Raw genomic sequence first — 17,961 nt, forward strand, 5'->3', positions numbered from 1 at the left:
CACCTCATTTGCGCCAGACATAATTCGGTTTCGCGGTGACTTCGGCGGGCGCGCCGGTCAGGTCGGCGCCGCGCTTCGGATCGCTCGCCGCCGCCTGATCGACGAAGCCAGAATAGGCGCCGCGGGCGAAGGACGCGCCGCGTTGCTCGACATCGCCGATCAGCTGCGCGGTGCCCGAAAGCACGATGTTCTTCTCATATTCGCCGATGCCCAGAAAGGTCGTGGCGACGCGGGCGTCGTCTTTCACGATCGTATTGCCGCGGATCACCGACAGCGCCGAGACGCGGGCGCGGCCGAACAGCTCTCCGCCATCGATCACGGCATGGTCCTCCACCTGCGCCTGATCGCGCACGCTGCCCGAAAGCACCCGCGCATAGGGACCGACATAAGCGGATGCGTCGACCTTGGCGCCCGCCGCGACCCAGCCGCCGCCATTCTTATGCCGATGGCCGCCCGCAATCGGCGCGAGAGCCACGGGCGTGGCACCCGCGAACTGGACCATCCACGGATAGCGGTAGATCGAGTGCCAAGGCTGTTCCCAGCGGATATGCTGGAATTGCGCGGGGGTGGCGACGACGATCAGGTACAGGCCCTGGTCGTCAGGCCGGAGCGCCAGCGTCGTCTCGGCATCGGCACCGCGCTGGAGCGGCGAATAGCGGCTCTTGCCGGCGACATCGACTGCGATCAGGCCCCAGCGCCAGTCCGGGGCGGGGGCGGGGATCGCGGCGGGTTCGTCGGCAAGGCCGGGCAGTTTGGTGGTGGCCGAGGCGCGCTGCACGACGCCGCGGAACGTGGCGGTGACGCGGGTCGCGCCGGTATCGGGGGCCAACCTGACCAAATTGTAACCCCAGCGTTGCGGCGCCCACGCCGCAGGAACGGCGAAGCGACGCTTCGCCAGATCGAGCGGATCCAGCAATGTCGTGCGCAACAGCCGGTCGCCGGTCTGCGGTTCGTAGCCGCCATATTCGCGGCGATAGATCGCGCCCTGATCGGATCCGTCCGGATTGGTATAGTCCCAATGGGCATTGTGCATCGCCCAGTCGCCGAATGCGTCGTTGAGCTGCGTCAGAGTCCAGCCCTGATTGCGCATCAGCACTTCGATCGGATCGGCCCGGTCCGCGCCAGCGCTTCCCTGTCCGGGAGCCTTGCGCCAGATGTCGTTGACCACGGCGTAGCCGAAGCGGTTCTTCAGATATTCGAGGAACTGCCAGTTGCAGTACCGCACCCGGCTCGAGCCGTAATAGAGATGCGGGTAATTGACCGACAGCACCGAGCAATGGGTGTTGCCGCGGAATTCGGGAAGCTGGGTGGTCATCCAGTTGGCGTGGCTCTCCCACAGCCAGCCGCCAAAAGGCGTATCGCGGAACGATCCGGTGCCGCCCTGCAGCGAATGGGTCAACTCGTGGGCGAGGCCGAAGCGGTCCTTGAGCCCGCCGGGCCCGATCCACATGCCGATATTGCCGGCATCGTCGACTCCGCCGGTCAGGCCGTAGCTGGCGTCGATGAAGACATTGGTCTTACGCTTGGTGGCGGTGACGCAATCGGGCTCGGGGAAATCGAGCGTGCCGATGAAATAGGACCAGACGGCCTCGAGATGTTCGCCCGCCGCTTTGGCGACCTGCGTGGACACGAGATCGCCGGTCCAATGGAAGGCGAAATGCGGCGTCTCGTAGCGCAGCGGCAGCTTCGCATTGGGATCCGCGGGATCGGTGGCAACCGGCGACCACGCGCCGGCGACGCATGCAGCGCTCGCGCTACCGCCGCCGGAGACCAACGCGAGCCCCAGGGCGGCGGCGGTAACGCGAAGCCGCATCAGCGCGGGCTGAGCTTGACCAAGGTCGGCGCGCTGCCGAGCGCGATGGTATAGCCGTCGCGTTCCAATGTGCCGGTCGAGGGGGTCAACGCCTTCGCGCCTTGTGTCGTGGTTTCGATCCGCAGCCGCGCCGCGGGGGTCGTCGGGGTCGCCGGATCGAGCATCAGCGTGATCGCGCCGTTCACCGGCGTGTAGACCACATTGGCGATCTTGCCGGCGTCGAGCGTGATCCACGCGCCTGCCGGCGCGACGAACACGCGCGCGCGTGCGCCGTCCTTCGGCTGGATCTGCACGCCGTCCTTGCCGTGCGTCACCTCGCCGCCGAAGCCGAGCCAGCCGAAGGTCGGATCGTTGACGAGATAGGTCGCCGCGGTCAGCGCATGGCCATAGAAACCCATGCCGTAATCGCCGGTATAGGGATCCCATTTCATCATGTCGGGCCAGGCGTGGAACGCGGCGGAGGAGAATCCCTGCTGGTCGATATTGGTGATGCCGCCCATCATCCCGCCATAGGCGACGCGCAGCAGATGCAGGTCCGTGGGGTTCTGGCGATAGGCGTCGAACAAAGGGACGGCGTTCAGCGCTGAGCCGTAATGGTGGATCTGGCGCTCGATCCGCGGATATTTGCCGCCGTAGAGGAAGTCCCAATAACGGCGGGCATTGCCGTTATAGCCCCAGCTCGGGATCGTCGGATCATAGCCGAGGATCACTTCCCGCGTGACGTCGGCCTGCGGCTGGTAGCCGAAATAGCGCATCCACGCATAGACTTCGGGCTGGCCCGTCGAATCCCACGGCATTTCCGATCCGAACGGGAATTTGAGCGTGCGCCAGTGATCGGCGCGCTTCTTCATCAGCCGTTCCATCTCGGTCGCCTCGGCCGTCAGGCCCTCGCGCTTGAGATCCTTGAGGATGTCGACGAACACGTCGCCCTCCATCAGCCCGAACTCGGCATAATAAGGCGCGTCGCGCATCATCGCGACGGTGGTCTGGTAGGCCTTGCCGAGATACCAGCGCCAGTCGTGGCGGGTGACCGTGCCCGGATGGTTGCGCGCAGTGCGATAGAGCACCCAATGGCCAATTGCGACGTGCGGATAATTATAGGCGCGGCCGAGATCGTTCGCGTCCTTCTCCTTCCACGAGGTCCACGACTTCCACTTGTCGGCATCCTTGTAGAGATCGGGGAATTTGGCGGGATCATAATAGAACAGGCTCTTCTTGACCGCGCCGGCCTGCGGGCCGTCGGCGATCTGGAGGTTGCCGACCACTGTCTCGTCGACCATCCGCTCGATCTTGGCGACCTCGGCCGGATCGGGATTGTCGAGCTGCTTCATCGTCGCCGCGACCCAGGCGCCGCCGCCGCCTTCGTCGCTCATCCCCGCGATCCAGACGCGCGGCTCGACGTCGACGATCTTTTTCGCTTCGTTGTCCCAGGTCAGGATCGCTGGTGAGCGACCGAACTTGTCGCCCTTGCCCTCATACCATTGCTGCGTCGTCGAGAAGCGGCCGAGATCGGCCATGGTCTGATCGAGCGGCTTGGTGACGAAATAGCTGACCGTCTGCACCTGCCCGTCGGCATAAGTGAGCGTGAGGCGAACCTGGCCCCATTGCTTGCCGCGCACGGTCAGCTTCGCCCAGCCTTTCTGATTGCCGGCGGGGCTTGCCTCGATCGCGCCCGCCGGGAAGCTCTCGATCTTGCGGATCGCGCTCGGCGCCTTGACGAACAGCGACGCGGCCTGGTCGGTGGGGACGACGTAACCGGGAATGCCGACCGCGACCGGGCGCCTGTTGGCGATCAGCGTCCCTTCGATCGCGCGGATCGACGGCGTCTGGGTCATGCGGACGCCCACCTCGATCGCCTGGCCCGGCGCGAGCGTGCGGCCGGTGGGCGCATTCCACTGCTCGCCGGCTTCTTTCCACTCGCGGTCGGCATAGCCGAGGCTGTGGACGGTCCAGTCGTAGAACCCCTCGGAAGTCTGGCCGCGCGGGCTCTTGTCGGTGAAGATCGACTCCCTGGCCTCCCGCGGATTCTTGAGCGGCGCCCAGGATTCGAGCGCGCTGCCTTTCTCGGGCAGCACCAGCAGCGCTGGGCCCTGGCCGTTGAGCCGGGTGACCTGCAGATAGCCGGCGTCGCGCCCGATATAGGGATCGACGAAGCTAGCTTCGGCATGCGCCTGGTCGAGGTTGCGATCGGTGATGATGTTGTCGAACACCATCGGCATGCCGAGCGCGCCGATCTCGAGCGGCTGTTTGGTCGTGTTGGTGATTCGGAAGCGGAGCCCGAGCAGGCCAGCCTCGTTCACCCAGCGACGCTCGACCGTGAAGGGAGCATCAGCGCCCATGCTCTTCGTGATGTCCGCCGCGGCGATCACCCTGCCCGTCGCGGGCAGCAGCCGGATCGGCTTGCGCGCGTGCGCCGAGGCGAAGTCGCGCCATTCGCCGCCGGGCGCGCGGACGCGCAGATTGAGGTCGCCGATATGATTGTAGCCGTCGCCGGCGCGTTCGGGCTCGCGCGCGGTGGGGACGAAGCTGAACGCCGGGTCTGCCGCAGGCGACAGGCGTGCGAGCGTCTGGGTGTCGCTGCGCAAAGCGACCTCGAAACTGCCGACCTTGTACGGCGTGGTGTGGATCGGCGGATAGACCGGCTTGGGCTGCTCCTGCGCGACCAGCGCCGGGACGAAGACGGCGGACGACGCGCCGGCGAGAAGAAGAGCCACGGGGCCGAGGATGCGGGCGTTCAGCATGATGTCTCTCATTTGGTGGCCGCGCCGATCGCAGGCATGGCAGGGGCGGGCGCCGGGAGCGGCAGCACGGGCGGCTTCTCGTCGAGCAGATGGCGGGTGAAATAGTCGCGCAGCTTGCGCCAGAAGAAGGGCTGGGCGACGCGGTGCGTGGTGTTCGGCAGGATCACCACGTCGACGTCGCGCCCGGCGGTGATCAGCGCATTGGCGAGGCGGAGGCTCTCGGTCACCGGCACATTGTCGTCGATGTCGCCGTGAATCAGCAGCAGCTTGCCCTGCAAATTCTTCGCCACCGACATGTTGGAGTTGCGCTCCCACACGGCCTCGTCGGGATTGCCCATCGAGACTTCGGGCCACCACGCCTTGTCGAGGCGCAGATCGTGATTGCCCGACGAGGCAACCGCGACCTTGAAGAAATTCGGCCGGCGCAGCACGAAGCGCGCGGCATCATACCCGCCCGCCGAACCGCCATAGACGCCGACGCGGCCGGCATCGATATACGGGTATTTCGCGGCCATTTGGCGAATCATCGCGATATGATCGTCGAGCCCGACCTCGCCGAGATTCTGGTATGCGGGGAGGCGGAAGGCCTGGCCGCGGCGCGAGGTGCCGGTGCCGTCGATACTGACCACGATCGCGCCCAATTGCGCGACGCTGCCCGCACCCGCGGTGACCGCGCCGCTCCAGCTGGTCGGCACGTTGGTGGTGGTCGGGCCGGTATAGACGGCGTCGATGATCGGATAGCTGCGCTTCGGATCGAAATTCGCCGGGCGCCAGATCATCCCGTAGAGCCGGGTCTTGCCGTCCGCGGCGAGGCCGGCGAACGGCTCGGGCGCGGTATATCCGGTCGCGAACAGCGCGCTGGCATCGGCGCGTGCGAGCTCGGTGACGATGCGGCCGTCGCGTGCGTCGCGGACGACGGTGCGGGTCGGCGCGGTCGGGCTCGACATCGCGTCGATGAACCATTTGCCGTCGGACGATACTTCGATCTCGTGATCGAGCGGCTCGGGCGTGAGCAATAGCGGCTGCTGGCCGTCGAGAGTGACCCGATAGAGTGCGCGATAATAGGGATTGCGATCACGCTCGCGGCCGACGCCGGTGAGCAACAAAGTGCGCGCCTTCGCGTCGATATGCGCCACGTCGAGCACTTCCCAGTCGCCGCGGGTGAGCGGGAGCGCGCGATCGGGATCGTCGGGGCGGATCAGATAGAGCTGCGCCCAGCCCGAGCGTTCGGACACGTCGAGCTCGCCGCCCAGCTCGGGAGCCGGCCGCAAATAGCTCGACGTCACGGTGACGATCGGCGCGACTGACTCGCGCGCGGTGACGGTCGATTTGCCGGTTTTGGGATCGGCTTCATAAACGACGAGCTGCCTGTAGCCGCGCTCGGTCCACTGCACGCGCGCCTTGCCGCCCGCCCAGCCCATGTCCGGCGGCGACGGGTAAAGGATCGATTCGGAAGGGATGTCGAGCGGCACGATCCGCGCGCGCCTGCGCTTCAGGGCATCCTCGACGTCGACCGTGAACCGCGTCGCCTGCGGCAGCTTCGCGGCGCCGGCGAGCGGGTATACGTATTGGAAGCCGCGCGGATAGAAGCTGCCCGGCGGGTTTTCCTGGGTGATCGACAGCCGCGCGACGCCGCGCGTGTCGAGCCGCCAGCTCAGTATCTGACGGCTGTCGGGTGCCCAGACCACCGACACCGGCATCTTGGGCTCTTCGGTGCCGGCCTTGAGGATGTCGGCGAGCTGCGGGATGCTGCGGCCATAGGGCTGTTCGCGCGTCCCGTCGGTGGTGAGCGCGACTTCGCGGCCCGACTTGCGCTCGCGCGCGAACAGGTTGAAGTCGCGCGCGACGATCTCGAACCGGCCATCGGGCGAGACCGCGCCTTCGCCCTCGGGATCGCCTTTCTTCGCTTCGACCAGCGTACCGGCGGAATTCAGCGTCCATTGCCTGTCGGCGACGCCGAAGGTGAGCGCGCCGTCTTTGGCGCTGTAATCGGGATCGTCGAGGCGGAGTGCGGCTGGATCGACTTCCTTGCCGGTCGCCTCGGCGAGCAATCGGGCCAACCGGACCTCGTCGACGATCGGGCGCGATTGGCCGGTGGCGAGATCGAGATAGCGGATCTCCCGCTCGCCTGCGCTGCCGAGCCGGTAGAGGATGCCGGTGCCGTCGCGGGTGAAGGTCGCGCGCAGGTCGGAATTGACGATCAATTTATCGAGTTCGGGCCGCAAATAGCGATCCGCACGGGCATAGCGCTCGGCGACGGTCGGCCCTGTCGTCGGGCCGGCATGGGCCGATGCAACCGGAATGGCGACCAGCGCGAACACTGCTCCCACACGGTTTGGCTTCCAATGTCGATTGCCTGGCATTCGCGCCCTCCCTCGCAGATGCATATCACGCGAATATCGCAGCTCAAGAAAATTATACGGTATATTGTATGACGGATTGTATTTACGTGCGCATACGATAGCGTTGTCGGCGGAGAGGGAGCGGGATTGGCTGAGTACGGCACCCATATCAGGAAGGGCTCGATGCTGCAGAGCCTCAGCGCCCAGCGCCTCAAGGGCTCGCTGGCGCAGCAGCTCGCGGTGATGATCCTGTCGGGCGAGCTGCCCGAGGGGCATGTTTTCCCGAGCGAACTCGATTATGCCGAGCAGATCGGCATCTCGCGGCCGGCGCTCCGCGAGGCATTTCGCATGCTCGCCGCCAAGGGGTTGGTGGATAGCCGGCCCAAGGCCGGGACGCGCGTCGCGGCGCGGCGCCACTGGAGCCTGCTCGATCCCGATTTGCTCGCGTGGCAATTCGAAGCGGCGCCGAGCCCCAAATTCGTGGCGGATCTGTTCGAACTGCGCATGGTGGTGGAGCCCAATGCCGCCGCGTTTGCCGCGCAGCGCCGCAGCGAGACGCAATTGTCGGCGATGCGCGAGGCGCTTGATGCGATGGCGCTGCACGGGCTGGCGACCGAAAAGGGACGCTTCGCCGACCAGCGCTTTCACATGATCATGATGGAGGCGACCCGGAACGACGCGATGATCGCGCTGGCGAGCTCGATTCTCGCGGCGATCGCGTGGACGACGATCTACAAGCAGCGCAAGCGCGCGCTGCCGCGTGATCCCATCCCGGATCACCGCGCCTTGCTGGATGCGATCGCAGCCAGCGATGTCGAGGCGGCGCGTGCTGCGATGACCGAACTGGTGCGCCTTGCGCTGGCGGATACCGAGGACTCGCTGCTCGACGATTAGGCCGGAATGCGGGATTGACGCTCTCAATCTCGCTGCGTAATCGTATACGGTATTCAGGAGATCGAGATGCAGACGATGCGCGCTTCCCGTCGTGAATTGATGTTCGGAGCTGCCGCGCTGGCGGTGACGGCGCAGACGGGGATCGCACGCGCTGCGGCGGTCGGGGCGTTCGCGCCGAAGGGGGTCAAGCCGCTGCCGCTCGCTTCGGTGCGGTTGCGGCCGTCGGATTACGCCACCGCGGTCGAGGTCAACCGCAAGTATCTCCACCGGCTTAGCCCCGATCGGCTGCTCCACAATTTCCGCAAATATGCCGGGCTCGAGCCCAAGGCCGCGATCTATGGCGGGTGGGAGAGCGATACGATCGCCGGTCATACGCTGGGCCATTACCTTACCGCGCTGGTGCTCACCTGGCAGCAGACCGGCGATATGGAGATGCGCACCCGCGCCGATTACATCGTCGACGAACTCGCCGAGGCGCAGGCCAAGCGCGGGACGGGTTACGTCGGCGCGCTCGGCCGCAAGCGCAAGGACGGTACCGTCGTCGACGGCGAAGAGATCTTCGGCGAAGTGATGAAGGGCGAAATCAAGTCCGGCGGATTCGATCTCAACGGCTCCTGGTCGCCGCTCTACACCGTCCACAAATTGTTCGCGGGGCTGCTCGACGTCCATGGCGCGTGGGGCAACAAGAAAGCGCTGACGGTCGTCGAAGGGTTGGGCGGTTATTTCGAGCGCGTGTTTGCCGCGCTCACCCCGGCGCAGGTGCAGGAAGTGCTCGGCTGCGAATATGGCGGACTCAACGAGAGCTATGCCGAGATGCACCAGCGCACCGGCAACCCGCGCTGGCTCAAGATGGCCGAGACGCTCTACGACAATCGCGTGCTCGATCCGCTGAGCAATCGCGAGGACAAGCTCGCCAATTTCCACGCCAACACGCAGGTGCCCAAGCTGATCGGACTGGCGCGAATCTACGACATCACCGGCGACGAGAAGCGCCGGACCGCGGCGACCTTCTTCTGGGAGCGGGTGACCGGGCATCACAGCTTCGTGATCGGCGGCAATGCCGACCGCGAATATTTCTTCACGCCGGATACGGTAGCCGACCACATCACCGAGCAGACCTGCGAGCATTGCAACACCTACAACATGCTCAAGCTGACCCGGCATCTCTATGGCTGGCAGCCAGACGGCGCGCTGTTCGATTATTATGAGCGCGCCCACCTCAACCACGTGATGTCGGCGCAGGATCCGGCGACCGGCGGGTTCACCTATATGACGCCGCTGATGACCGGTACCGAGCGCGGTTATTCCACCGTGGACGATGACGCCTTCTGGTGCTGCGTGGGCAGCGGCATGGAAGTCCATTCCAAGCACGGCGAGTCGATCTTCTGGGAAGACGATGCCGGCGGGCTGATCGTCAACCTCTACATCCCGGCCGACGCCAGCTGGGCGAAGCGCAATGCTTCGCTGACGCTGGACACCAATTATCCGTTCGCCCCCGAAAGCACGCTGACCTTCGCGAAGGTCAAGGCCGGCCGTTTCCCGGTCGCGCTGCGCGTACCGGGCTGGGCGGCCGGCAAAGCGGCGGTCAAGGTCAACGGCCAGCCTGCGCAGCCGGTGTTCGAGCGCGGCTATGCCGTGGTGAACCGGCGCTGGAAGGCGGGCGACACGGTGTCGATCACGCTGCCGCTCGAGCTGCGGATCGAATCCGCGCCGGGCGACGAGAATACGGTTGCGGTGCTCAGCGGTCCGATGGTGCTTTCGGCCGACCTGGGACCGAAAGACGTGAAATGGGAGCAGGCCGATCCGGCGCTGGTCGGGGCCGATCTGCTTGCGGCCTTCACGCCGAGCGATCCAGCCAAGGGCATCTTCAACACGCGCGGCATCGTGCGCCCTGCGGATCTGCAGTTCGTGCCCTTCTATCGCCAGTATAACCGCCGCAGCGCGACCTATTTCAAGCGCTTCTCGGAGAGCGCGTGGGCGGCCGAGGAAAAGGCATTCCTCGCCGAGCAGACCCGGCTCAAGGATATCGCTGCGCGCTCGGTCGACGTCATGTTCCTCGGCGAGATGCAGCCCGAGCGCGATCACAACCTCACTTCCGAGATTTCCTATCCGGTCACCTATCGCGGCCGGCAGGGGCGCGACGCGCGCTCGGGCGGGTTCATCGAGTTCGCGCTCAAGACAAAGGAAGGGCCGCTGATCCTGCAGGCGACCTATTGGGGCGGCGAGCGCAAGCGGGGCTTCGACATATTGGTCGATAACGTGAAGGTCGCCACCCAGACGCTCGACAACGACAAGCCCGGCAAGTTCTTCGACGTCGAATATCCGCTCGCCGAGGCGCTGACCAGGGGCAAGAAATCGGTGCAGGTGCGGATCGTGCCGCATGATCGCAGCACCGCGGGTCCGGTGTTCGGAGTGCGGCTGTTTACCGCCAAGGCGGGTGCCGCAATTTGAGCGAGGCCGGGCCCGGCGTCGCGATGACGCTCGACGAATTGCGCGAACTCGCCCGGGCGAAGCTGCGCGCGGCAGAGCTGGCCGGGGATCATGCCGATGCGGTGGCCGAGACGATGGTCTCGGGCGAGCGCGACGGTTGCGCCAGCCACGGAATCTATCGCCTGCTCGTCGCCGATCGCAGCATCCGCGCCGGGGTGGTCGTGCCCGATGCCGTGCCGCAGGTCTCCGAGCCCAGGGCGGGATTGGTGCGGGTCGATGGCAGGGGCGGCTTCGCGCAGCTCGCTTTCGAGCGCGGCATGCCGTTGTTGGTGGAAAAGGCGCGCGCCAACGGCATCGCAGCACTGGCGCTCAACAACGTCGTTCACTTTGCCGCGCTGTGGCCCGAGGTCGAGGCGCTGGCCGGGCAGGGGCTGGTCGCATTGGCCTTCACCCCCAGCCACGCCTGGGTTGCGCCCGCCGGTGGCACGAAGCCGGTGTTCGGCACCAATCCGATCGCGTTCGGCTGGCCGCGCCCCGGCCGCGATCCGTTCGTCTTCGATTTCGCGACCAGCGCGGTCGCGCGCGGCGAGATCGAGTTGCACCGCCGCGAAGGTCGGGCTGTCCCGGGAGATTGGGGCTATGATGCCGAGGGCCGCGCCACGACCGATGCCGAGGCAGTGCTGAACGGCGCGATGCGCACCTTCGGCGGCCACAAAGGCTCGGCGCTGGCGGCGATGGTCGAATTGCTCGCCGGACCGCTGATCGCCGACATGACCAGCATGGAATCCATCGCGGCGGATGGCGCGCGCGGCGGCTCGCCGATCGGAGGCGAGTTGATCCTCGCGATCGATCCGGCGGGGTTTCTCGGCGATGCGGTGCAGGCCCATCTCGCACGCGCCGAAGCGATGTTCGGGGCGATCGAAGGGCAGGGCGCACGGCTGCCATCGCAGCGGCGCTATGCCGCGCGGAAGCAGAGCCTTGCACGGGGCGTGACGATCCCGGCGGCGCTCTATGCGGACATCATGGCGATCGGAGGTTAAACGTGCAGGCTTGGCACAAGGTGGCGATTTTGCTCGCAGGGGTGGCGACGCTGACGACTGCGACGCATGCGGGCGCGCCGGCATCCGGGCCCGATGCGCAACTGCGCAAGCTCTATACCGAGGAATATGCGTGGCGGCAGCGCCAGCAGGCGCCCAACGAGGACAGCCCCAAGGACCAGAAGCCGGGGTTGCCCGATGTCGGCCCGGCCGCCCAGGCCGAGCGGCTCGCGCGCTGGACCGCGACACTGGCTGCGTTGAACAAGATCGAGCCCGCGCGGCTCTCGCCCGCCGAGCGCGTGAATTACGCGGTCTACAAGGGCCAGATCGAGGCTCTGCTCAACGAACAGAAATATCGCGATTACGAGAAGCCGCTCAACGCCGATTCGAGCTTCTGGGGCGACCTTGCCGGATCGGCGCGCGACGATTTCGTCCGCGAGGAGGATTATCGCCGCTACATCGCGACGCTACGCGACATCCCGCGCTATTTCGACCAGCAGATCGTCAATATGCGCGCCGGGCTGAAGCGGGGCTTTACGCCGTCGCGGATCACGCTGCAGGGCCGCGACGCCGGTGTCGCCAAGGTCGCCGAAGCGAAGACGCCCGCGGATTCGCCGTTCTTCGCGCCCTTTGCCAAATTCCCCGCGGGCATGCCGGCGGAAACGCAGGCGAAACTGCGCGCCGAGGGTGAAGCGGCAATCCGCGAGGCGGTGGTGCCCGCCCATGCCAGGCTGCTGCGCTTCCTGCGCGACGAATATATCCCCGGCGCCCGCACCGCGCTCGCGGCGAACGACCTCCCCGATGGGCGGGCTTATTATCGCTCGAAGGTTGCCGAATATACCACGCTCGATCAGACGCCCGAGCAGGTCCATGCCATCGGTTTGGCTGAAGTCGCCAAGATCCGCGCGCGGATGCACGAAGTGATGCGACAGGTGGGGTTCAAGGGCGACCTCGCCGCCTTCCTCAAGTTCTTGCGCACCGATCCGCAATTCTACGCCAAGACGCCGCAGGCTTTGCTCGACCGCGGTGCGTGGATCGCCAAGACCTTCGACGGCAAGGCCTCGAAATATTTCGGCCGGCTGCCGCGCAGCCGTTTCGCGGTTATCCCGGTGCCCGACGACATCGCGCCGTTCTACACCGGCGGACGCGGCGGGCCCGGCGTGTATCTGATCAATACCTATAATCTGCCCGCACGGCCGCTTTATTCGCTACCCGCGTTGACGTTGCACGAAAGCGCGCCGGGTCACGCCTTCCAGATGCCGCTCGCGGCCGAGAACAAGGATTTGCCGGCGTTCCGCCGCGACACCTATCTCTCGGTCTATGGCGAGGGCTGGGCGCTCTATTGCGAGGCGCTGGGCGAGGAGATGGGCATGTACGAGACGCCCTACGAGGTGTTCGGCATGCTCTCGTACCAGATGTGGCGCGCGGCGCGGCTGGTGGTCGATACCGGGATCCACACCAAGGGCTGGACCCGCGAACAGGCGCAGCAATTCCTGCTCGACAATACGGCGCTTGCGAAGCACGAGATCGAGACCGAGGTCGATCGCTACATCGCGTGGCCGGGCCAGGCGCTGAGCTATTATACCGGCGAGCTTGCGATCTTGCGCGCGCGTGCGCGCGCCGAAAAGGCGCTGGGGGCGAGGTTCAACATCCGCGCTTTCCATGATGCGGTGCTCGCGCTCGGATCGGTGCCGATCCCCGAGATCGACCGCCGCGTCGACCAGCTCATCGCCGAGGGCGGCAAGGGCCCCTATCCCGACGAGGAATGACGATGATTCGATTGCCTGCCCTCGCCGCATTGCTGGCGATGCCCGCGGCTGCCTGTGCCCAGAACGCGCCTGAGACGGTGACCTCGCCGGGCAATCCGATCCTCGCCGACGGCCGCAATTACACCACCGACCCCGCGCCCGTGGTCGATGGCGATACGCTGTACATCCTGACCGGACGCGACGAGGCCGCGCCCGAGGTCAACGACTTCATCATGCCCGAATGGCAGCTGCTCGCGACCAGAGACCCCGCGTCGCGCAAATGGCAGCGCATTCCCGGTTTCATCCGCCCTGAAAATGTCTTCGCCTGGGCCGAGCCCGCGCGCGCTTATGCCGGGCAGATCGTCAAGGGCATGGATGGGCGCTTCTATTTCTACGCCCCGGTGCTCGAGCGTGACAGCGATGCGAAAGACAAGTTCGCGATCGGGGTGGCGGTGGCGGACAGCCCGCGCGGACCATGGAGAGACGCGCATCCGTCAGGACCGATCATCTCGCAGAAGGTGCCGGAGGCGAACGACATCCAGAATATCGACCCGACCGTGCTGCTCGACGACGATGGCCGGGTCTACATCTATTGGGGCACGTTCGGACGCTTGCTCGGCATGGAGCTCGAGGGCGACATGATCACCCCCAAAGGGCCGGAAAAGCGGATCGAGGGCCTTACCGGCTTCTTCGAGGCGCCATGGGTGCTCAAGCGCAAAGGCACCTATTACATGCTCTATGCCGGCAACAAAGCCGGGCCCGGCAGCGATTGCACTCCGGCGGTCTATCATGCCTGCCAGGCTTGGGGCACCGCGACTTCGCCGCTGGGACCATGGAAGTATCGCGGCGTCGCGCTGCGCCCGGTCTCGTCGACCACGTCGCATGCCGGAATCGTCGAGTTCAAGGGCCAGTGGTACATGGCCTATCACACAGCCGACGCGGTCGGGGGCGGGCATTTCCGCCGCAGCGTCGCGATCGATCGGCTCGAATGGGATGATACGATAACCCCCGCGGCGATCCGGCCGGTAGTACCCACGCGCGCGCCGCAGCCGGCACCGGGACCGACGCGCAACATCGCCGGATCGGCCGCGGCGGCGTCGTCGAACGTGGTACCGGTGCAATATTGGATCGCCGCGCTCAACGACGGCAAGGTGCGCGAAAATCCGTTGCCACCCGAGATGTGGGGCACGTGGAACGGCAACAACCCGAAACAGCCCTGGGTCGAATATCGCTGGGACAAGCCGGTGGCGATCGACGGTTCACGAATCTACTTCTTCGCCGATCAGCCCGCCGGATCGGGGGTCGGAGTCGCGCCGCCCGCGGCGTGGCACCTCGAATATTGGGACGGGGGGTGGAAGCGGGTGTCGGACGTGGGCGGGTACGGCACGGTGCCTGGAGCGTATCAGGAGGTGCGTTTCGCGACGGTGACGACGCGGTGCCTGCGTGCGGTGTTCAATGCGTCGAGCAGTGGTGGCAGCGTTGCGGGGCTCGGTGTGCAGGAATGGGAAGTGCTCGCGCCGACCGCGCGGATCCCTGAACCCGTGCGGGGAACTGCACCGTCCGCTTGCGAAGCCAATTAAAACCCCTCCCCTTCAGGGAAGGGGCTTGAGAAATCAGCAAATCTCTGCGGTGCTCTTCGGGGTCGGCCCAGGCGGCACCCTTGCAGGATGCTTGTAGAAGGGGTCGCCCGGCAGCCGGTGCCGGTCGCCATAGACCGCGCGCAGCACCCCGGCGAGCGCGGGGTCGTGCCGCGCCAGATCCTTGTCGGAGAGGATGCGGACTTCGTTCACCACTGCGAGCTTGTTCGAATTGAACCAGAATTGCGTGCCCTCGGCCCAATATTCCTGGACCGTGATCGCGCCATATTCGCCGGCCCACAGACCCTTGTCCTTCGCGGCGGCATAGGCGCGTTCGACCCGCGCGTAGAGCGCCGGGTCCACCGCCTGCACTGCGTAGAGAATAGCGTGCGAGAATTCGTGGACGAGGATCGTCTCGCCAAAATATTTGGTGCCGGGGATGGCGAGCAAATTCTCGGTCGCGGCGCTCGTCAGCAGCCCGCCCATGCCCCGCGCCCGCTTGCCCCAATATTCGCGGTCGGTCAGCCGGCCGATCCGTTCGTCGTAGGCTTGCGTTCGCAGCGGGTGAGCCGCGGATCGTCGATCGCGGGCTTCTTCCAGTCGCGCTGCTCGGGCACGTCGAGCGTCTGCTCGTCCACGCCCATGATCATCACCCGCTGCCCGGCACGTACCAGCTCGCGGCCGATGTCGGGGCGGCGCGCGACCATCGCCACCATCATCCGCCGGGCGACCTGCAGCGCCGCGTCGGGCACCGCCCCGGACGACGAGATCGGAATGCCGTTCGCATCGACCGATTTGACGTAGAATGGATCGAGCTTGAGCGCCGCCGGCGGCGCACCGATCGGTGCAGGCTTGCCCGCGCAGGAAGCAAGAGCGCCGGCGGCGACCAGCAAGGAAGACGCGCGCTTCATGCAAAGGGCCGATCGAGCGAATGCTGCGGCTCGGTGAACCATGCGGCCCCCGTCTCGGTCACGTACATATGGTCCTCGAGCCGGATGCCGAAGCGCTCGGGCACGACGATCATCGGCTCGTTCGAAAAGCACATGCCGGGGGCCAGCGGCGTGCGGTCGCCGCGGACGAGATAAGCGGGCTCGTGAATCGCGAGGCCGATGCCGTGCCCGGTGCGATGTGGCAGGCCGGGCAGGCGATAATCGGGGCCGAGTCCGGCGCGTTCGAGCACCCGACGCGCCGCCGCGTCGACGCTCTCGCACGGTTCCCCCGGTGCAACCGCGTCGAAGGCGGCGGCCTGAGCCTCCTTCTCCAGGTCCCAGAGCGTGCGGATGTCTTCGTCGACCTGGCCGAACGCGTAGGTCCGGGTGATGTCCGAATGGTAGCCGTCGACGGTGCATCCGGTATCGATCAGCACCAGTTGGCCCTCCTCGAGCTGCTGGTCGCCGGGCAGCCCGTGCGGATAGGCGGTGGCGGTGCCGAACTGCACCGCGCAGAAGGTCGATCCCGCGGCGCCCAGCGCCCGATGGGCATCGTCGATGAAGCGCTTGACTGCGCTCGCGCGGATGCCGGGGACGAGGATTCGGGCGGCGGCGCGATGGACGTCGAGCGTCATCGCCTTCGCCTGTCGCATCAGCGCGAGTTCGGTCGTGGACTTCACCATGCGTAGCCCGTCGATCACCCGCGCGCCGGAGACCGGCCGGAACGATGCGCGCAGCGGCTCTGACCAGGCGAACGGCAACAGCGGATCGAGCGCGAGCACGGCATTGGCGGCAAGGCTATCGGCGATCAGCGCGAGCGGGCTCTCATCCTCTTCCCACAGCAGCAGTTCGGCATCGATCGCCAGCTCGGCCTCGAGCGAGCCGCGCTCGAAGGCGGGGCAGATAATCCGCGGCTTGCCGCTCGCCGGGAGCAGCATCGCCACCAGCCGCTCGGTCGGCGACCAGGCGATGCCGGTGAAATAGCGCAGGCTCGGCCCCGCATTGACCAGCAGCGCATCGGCGCCGATCGCCGCCAGCCGCTCGCGCGCGCGCGCGAGCCGGTCGTTACGCTCGTTCCTGCCGATTTGCGGGACGGGGGTGGGCCATGGTGCCAGTGCAGCCAGCTCCGCTGCGATTGTCGAGCCGCCGATGGTCATGCGCGTCCTCCTTTTCCGCCGAATCGTTCGAGGTCGAACGGCGTGAGATCAATGTTGGGGTTCGAATCCTCCGCGAGCGCGGCCACCAGTTCGGCGGTGAGCGGTGCGAGCGTGAGGCCGAGATGCTGGTGTCCGAAGGCGTAGAGCAGGTTGGTCGCGCGGCGCGACCGGCCGATCGCCGGCAGATAGTCGGGAAGGGTGGGGCGGGCACCCATCCAGCGCGTAAAAGGCGGGCGCATCGGCAGCCCCAGTTCGACGACATGATGCTCCAGCCTTTCCCATTTGCGCGGGTCGGGCGGCGCCTCCGGGCTGGCAAGTTCGACGAAGCTCGCGGCCTGGACGGTGTCGGCGTAGCGCGTCACGATCATCGAGCGATCTTCGAACACGATCGGCGGCAGGTCGGCCGGCCAGTCGTCCGCGGCGGCGCGGATATGATAGCCGCGCTCGGCGACGATCGGGGCGTGGTGGCCGGCGCGCTCAACCAACGGCTTGCTGCGCACGCCGGCGGCGACGAGCACGAGATCGGCATCGTGACCGGGTATCCGTGCTTGCCCTTGCTCCACGATCAGAGCGCCCGTCTCACGCAGGATCTGCCCGCCTCGCCGGGCGACGTCCCGTTCGAGCGCGGCGGCGAGCTGGTGGAGGTCGCTGATCTGGCCGGTGCCGCTGAAGCGCAGCGCGCCCGCGATCGGCGCGCTGGTCACTGCCCGTATCCGGTCGATGTCTTGCGGGGCCGCCTCTTCCAAGTGCGCGGTGCCGATATCGGCGCTCTCCCAGGCCGCTTTGCCGGCCGTCGCCTTGCCCGCCTCGCCCCACACGACCAAATGTCCGTCCGTCTTCACCAGCTCCGACGCCCAGGACGCGCGCTGCCAGGCGGGGAGTGCTTCGGCAAGAAGGGCGCGCAACGCATCGCTGCCGGCGCGAAAGCGATCGGGGCGGGCGGAAGAGAGCAAACGTAACGCGAACGGAGCCCATGCGCGTATGCCATGCATCGGCAGGTCGAGCGCACCGCCCACGGCAAAGCGTCGGCCCCATGCCGATCGCAGGCTCGCCATCGACGCCAGCGGCGCGACCTGCTCGGTTGCGATATGTCCGGCATTCCCCCACGATGCCGCATCACCGGACGCGCTGGACTCCAGTACGGTTACGGCATTCCCTGCGCGCAACAGCGCGGACGCGCAGCAGAGGCCCACCACGCCGCCGCCGATGATCGTTATCCGCCTCAACCATTTATCCTCTATTGCAACGCAAAAACCATTATCGTATACGTTATTCAACTTCAAGAACGGGGTA

12 protein-coding genes are annotated in these 17,961 nt (G+C 66.5%); 5 read left to right on the forward strand and 7 right to left on the reverse strand.

Going from position 1 to position 17,961, the window contains the following annotated elements:
* Nucleotides 1–4: 4 nt before the first annotated feature.
* The 3 genes from Q9Q95_RS08675 to Q9Q95_RS08685 are packed head-to-tail and all read right to left on the reverse strand — an operon-like array spanning nucleotide 5 to nucleotide 6,884.
* Nucleotides 5–1,813, reverse strand: coding sequence for an Svx/AvrXca family virulence/avirulence protein (locus tag Q9Q95_RS08675; RefSeq protein WP_306096021.1), 1,809 nt, complete (start codon nucleotides 1,811–1,813; stop codon nucleotides 5–7).
* Nucleotides 1,813–4,554 carry a DUF5695 domain-containing protein gene (locus Q9Q95_RS08680; RefSeq protein WP_306096022.1) on the reverse strand — a complete coding sequence of 914 codons (2,742 nt, stop codon included), beginning with the start codon at nucleotides 4,552–4,554 and terminating at the stop codon, nucleotides 1,813–1,815. Before Q9Q95_RS08680 ends, Q9Q95_RS08675 begins: the two co-directional genes overlap by 1 nt.
* 8 nt (nucleotides 4,555–4,562) lie before the next feature.
* A complete protein-coding gene (locus tag Q9Q95_RS08685; RefSeq protein ID WP_306096025.1) occupies nucleotides 4,563–6,884 on the reverse strand; it encodes a DPP IV N-terminal domain-containing protein in 2,322 nt (773 codons plus the stop codon).
* A gap of 159 nt (nucleotides 6,885–7,043) precedes the next feature.
* On the opposite strand from Q9Q95_RS08685, the gene Q9Q95_RS08690 reads away from it, so the two are divergent.
* The 5 genes from Q9Q95_RS08690 (at nucleotide 7,044) to Q9Q95_RS08710 (ending at nucleotide 14,585) form a co-directional block, all read left to right on the forward strand.
* Nucleotides 7,044–7,790: a FadR/GntR family transcriptional regulator gene (locus Q9Q95_RS08690; protein WP_371876719.1), complete on the forward strand. Its 747-nt coding sequence runs from the start codon at nucleotides 7,044–7,046 to the stop codon at nucleotides 7,788–7,790.
* A gap of 66 nt (nucleotides 7,791–7,856) precedes the next feature.
* A complete protein-coding gene (locus Q9Q95_RS08695; RefSeq protein WP_306096027.1) occupies nucleotides 7,857–10,241 on the forward strand; it encodes a glycoside hydrolase family 127 protein in 2,385 nt (794 codons plus the stop codon).
* A 23-nt stretch (nucleotides 10,242–10,264) separates the two neighbouring features.
* Nucleotides 10,265–11,260, forward strand: a complete 996-nt coding sequence (locus Q9Q95_RS08700; RefSeq protein ID WP_306096354.1) for an Ldh family oxidoreductase — start codon at nucleotides 10,265–10,267, stop codon at nucleotides 11,258–11,260.
* A gap of 2 nt (nucleotides 11,261–11,262) precedes the next feature.
* Nucleotides 11,263–13,026: a DUF885 family protein gene (locus Q9Q95_RS08705; RefSeq protein WP_371876720.1), complete on the forward strand. Its 1,764-nt coding sequence runs from the start codon at nucleotides 11,263–11,265 to the stop codon at nucleotides 13,024–13,026.
* Between the two features lie 2 nt (nucleotides 13,027–13,028).
* Entirely contained in the window at nucleotides 13,029–14,585 is a 1,557-nt protein-coding gene (locus Q9Q95_RS08710) for a family 43 glycosylhydrolase (protein ID WP_306096030.1), read from the forward strand.
* Nucleotides 14,586–14,618: 33 nt separating this feature from the next.
* On the opposite strand, the gene Q9Q95_RS08715 is transcribed toward Q9Q95_RS08710, so the two are convergent.
* The 4 genes from Q9Q95_RS08715 to Q9Q95_RS08730 are packed head-to-tail and all read right to left on the reverse strand — an operon-like array spanning nucleotide 14,619 to nucleotide 17,894.
* Entirely contained in the window at nucleotides 14,619–15,068 is a 450-nt protein-coding gene (locus Q9Q95_RS08715; protein WP_306096031.1) for a hypothetical protein, read from the reverse strand.
* Nucleotides 15,069–15,103: 35 nt separating this feature from the next.
* Complete coding sequence (locus tag Q9Q95_RS08720; RefSeq protein ID WP_306096033.1) at nucleotides 15,104–15,493, reverse strand: hypothetical protein; 390 nt, start codon at nucleotides 15,491–15,493, stop codon at nucleotides 15,104–15,106.
* Nucleotides 15,490–16,668: a Xaa-Pro peptidase family protein gene (locus Q9Q95_RS08725; RefSeq protein ID WP_306096034.1), complete on the reverse strand. Its 1,179-nt coding sequence runs from the start codon at nucleotides 16,666–16,668 to the stop codon at nucleotides 15,490–15,492. The genes Q9Q95_RS08720 and Q9Q95_RS08725 overlap by 4 nt, the downstream gene beginning before the upstream one ends.
* The gene (locus Q9Q95_RS08730; RefSeq protein ID WP_306096036.1) at nucleotides 16,665–17,894 is read right to left on the reverse strand and encodes an FAD-binding oxidoreductase; all 1,230 of its coding nucleotides are present in this window, start codon (nucleotides 17,892–17,894) and stop codon (nucleotides 16,665–16,667) included. Before Q9Q95_RS08730 ends, Q9Q95_RS08725 begins: the two co-directional genes overlap by 4 nt.
* Between the last annotated feature and the right edge of the window lie 67 nt (nucleotides 17,895–17,961).

The sequence above is a fragment of the Sphingomonas sp. DG1-23 genome (assembly GCF_030730875.1).
GTDB lineage: Bacteria > Pseudomonadota > Alphaproteobacteria > Sphingomonadales > Sphingomonadaceae > Sphingomonas.

Excerpts from the sequence above, each read along its gene's own strand:
- Q9Q95_RS08725 (WP_306096034.1), bottom strand. The coding sequence starts at position 16,668 with ATGACCATCGGCGGCTCGACAATCGCAGCGGAGCTGGCTGCACTGGCA.
- Q9Q95_RS08720 (WP_306096033.1), bottom strand. The coding sequence starts at position 15,493 with ATGAAGCGCGCGTCTTCCTTGCTGGTCGCCGCCGGCGCTCTTGCTTCC.
- Q9Q95_RS08715 (WP_306096031.1), bottom strand. The coding sequence starts at position 15,068 with ATGGGCGGGCTGCTGACGAGCGCCGCGACCGAGAATTTGCTCGCCATC.
- Q9Q95_RS08675 (WP_306096021.1), bottom strand. The coding sequence starts at position 1,813 with ATGCGGCTTCGCGTTACCGCCGCCGCCCTGGGGCTCGCGTTGGTCTCC.
- Q9Q95_RS08710 (WP_306096030.1), top strand. The coding sequence starts at position 13,029 with ATGATTCGATTGCCTGCCCTCGCCGCATTGCTGGCGATGCCCGCGGCT.
- Q9Q95_RS08680 (WP_306096022.1), bottom strand. The coding sequence starts at position 4,554 with ATGCTGAACGCCCGCATCCTCGGCCCCGTGGCTCTTCTTCTCGCCGGC.
- Q9Q95_RS08695 (WP_306096027.1), top strand. The coding sequence starts at position 7,857 with ATGCAGACGATGCGCGCTTCCCGTCGTGAATTGATGTTCGGAGCTGCC.
- Q9Q95_RS08700 (WP_306096354.1), top strand. The coding sequence starts at position 10,265 with ATGACGCTCGACGAATTGCGCGAACTCGCCCGGGCGAAGCTGCGCGCG.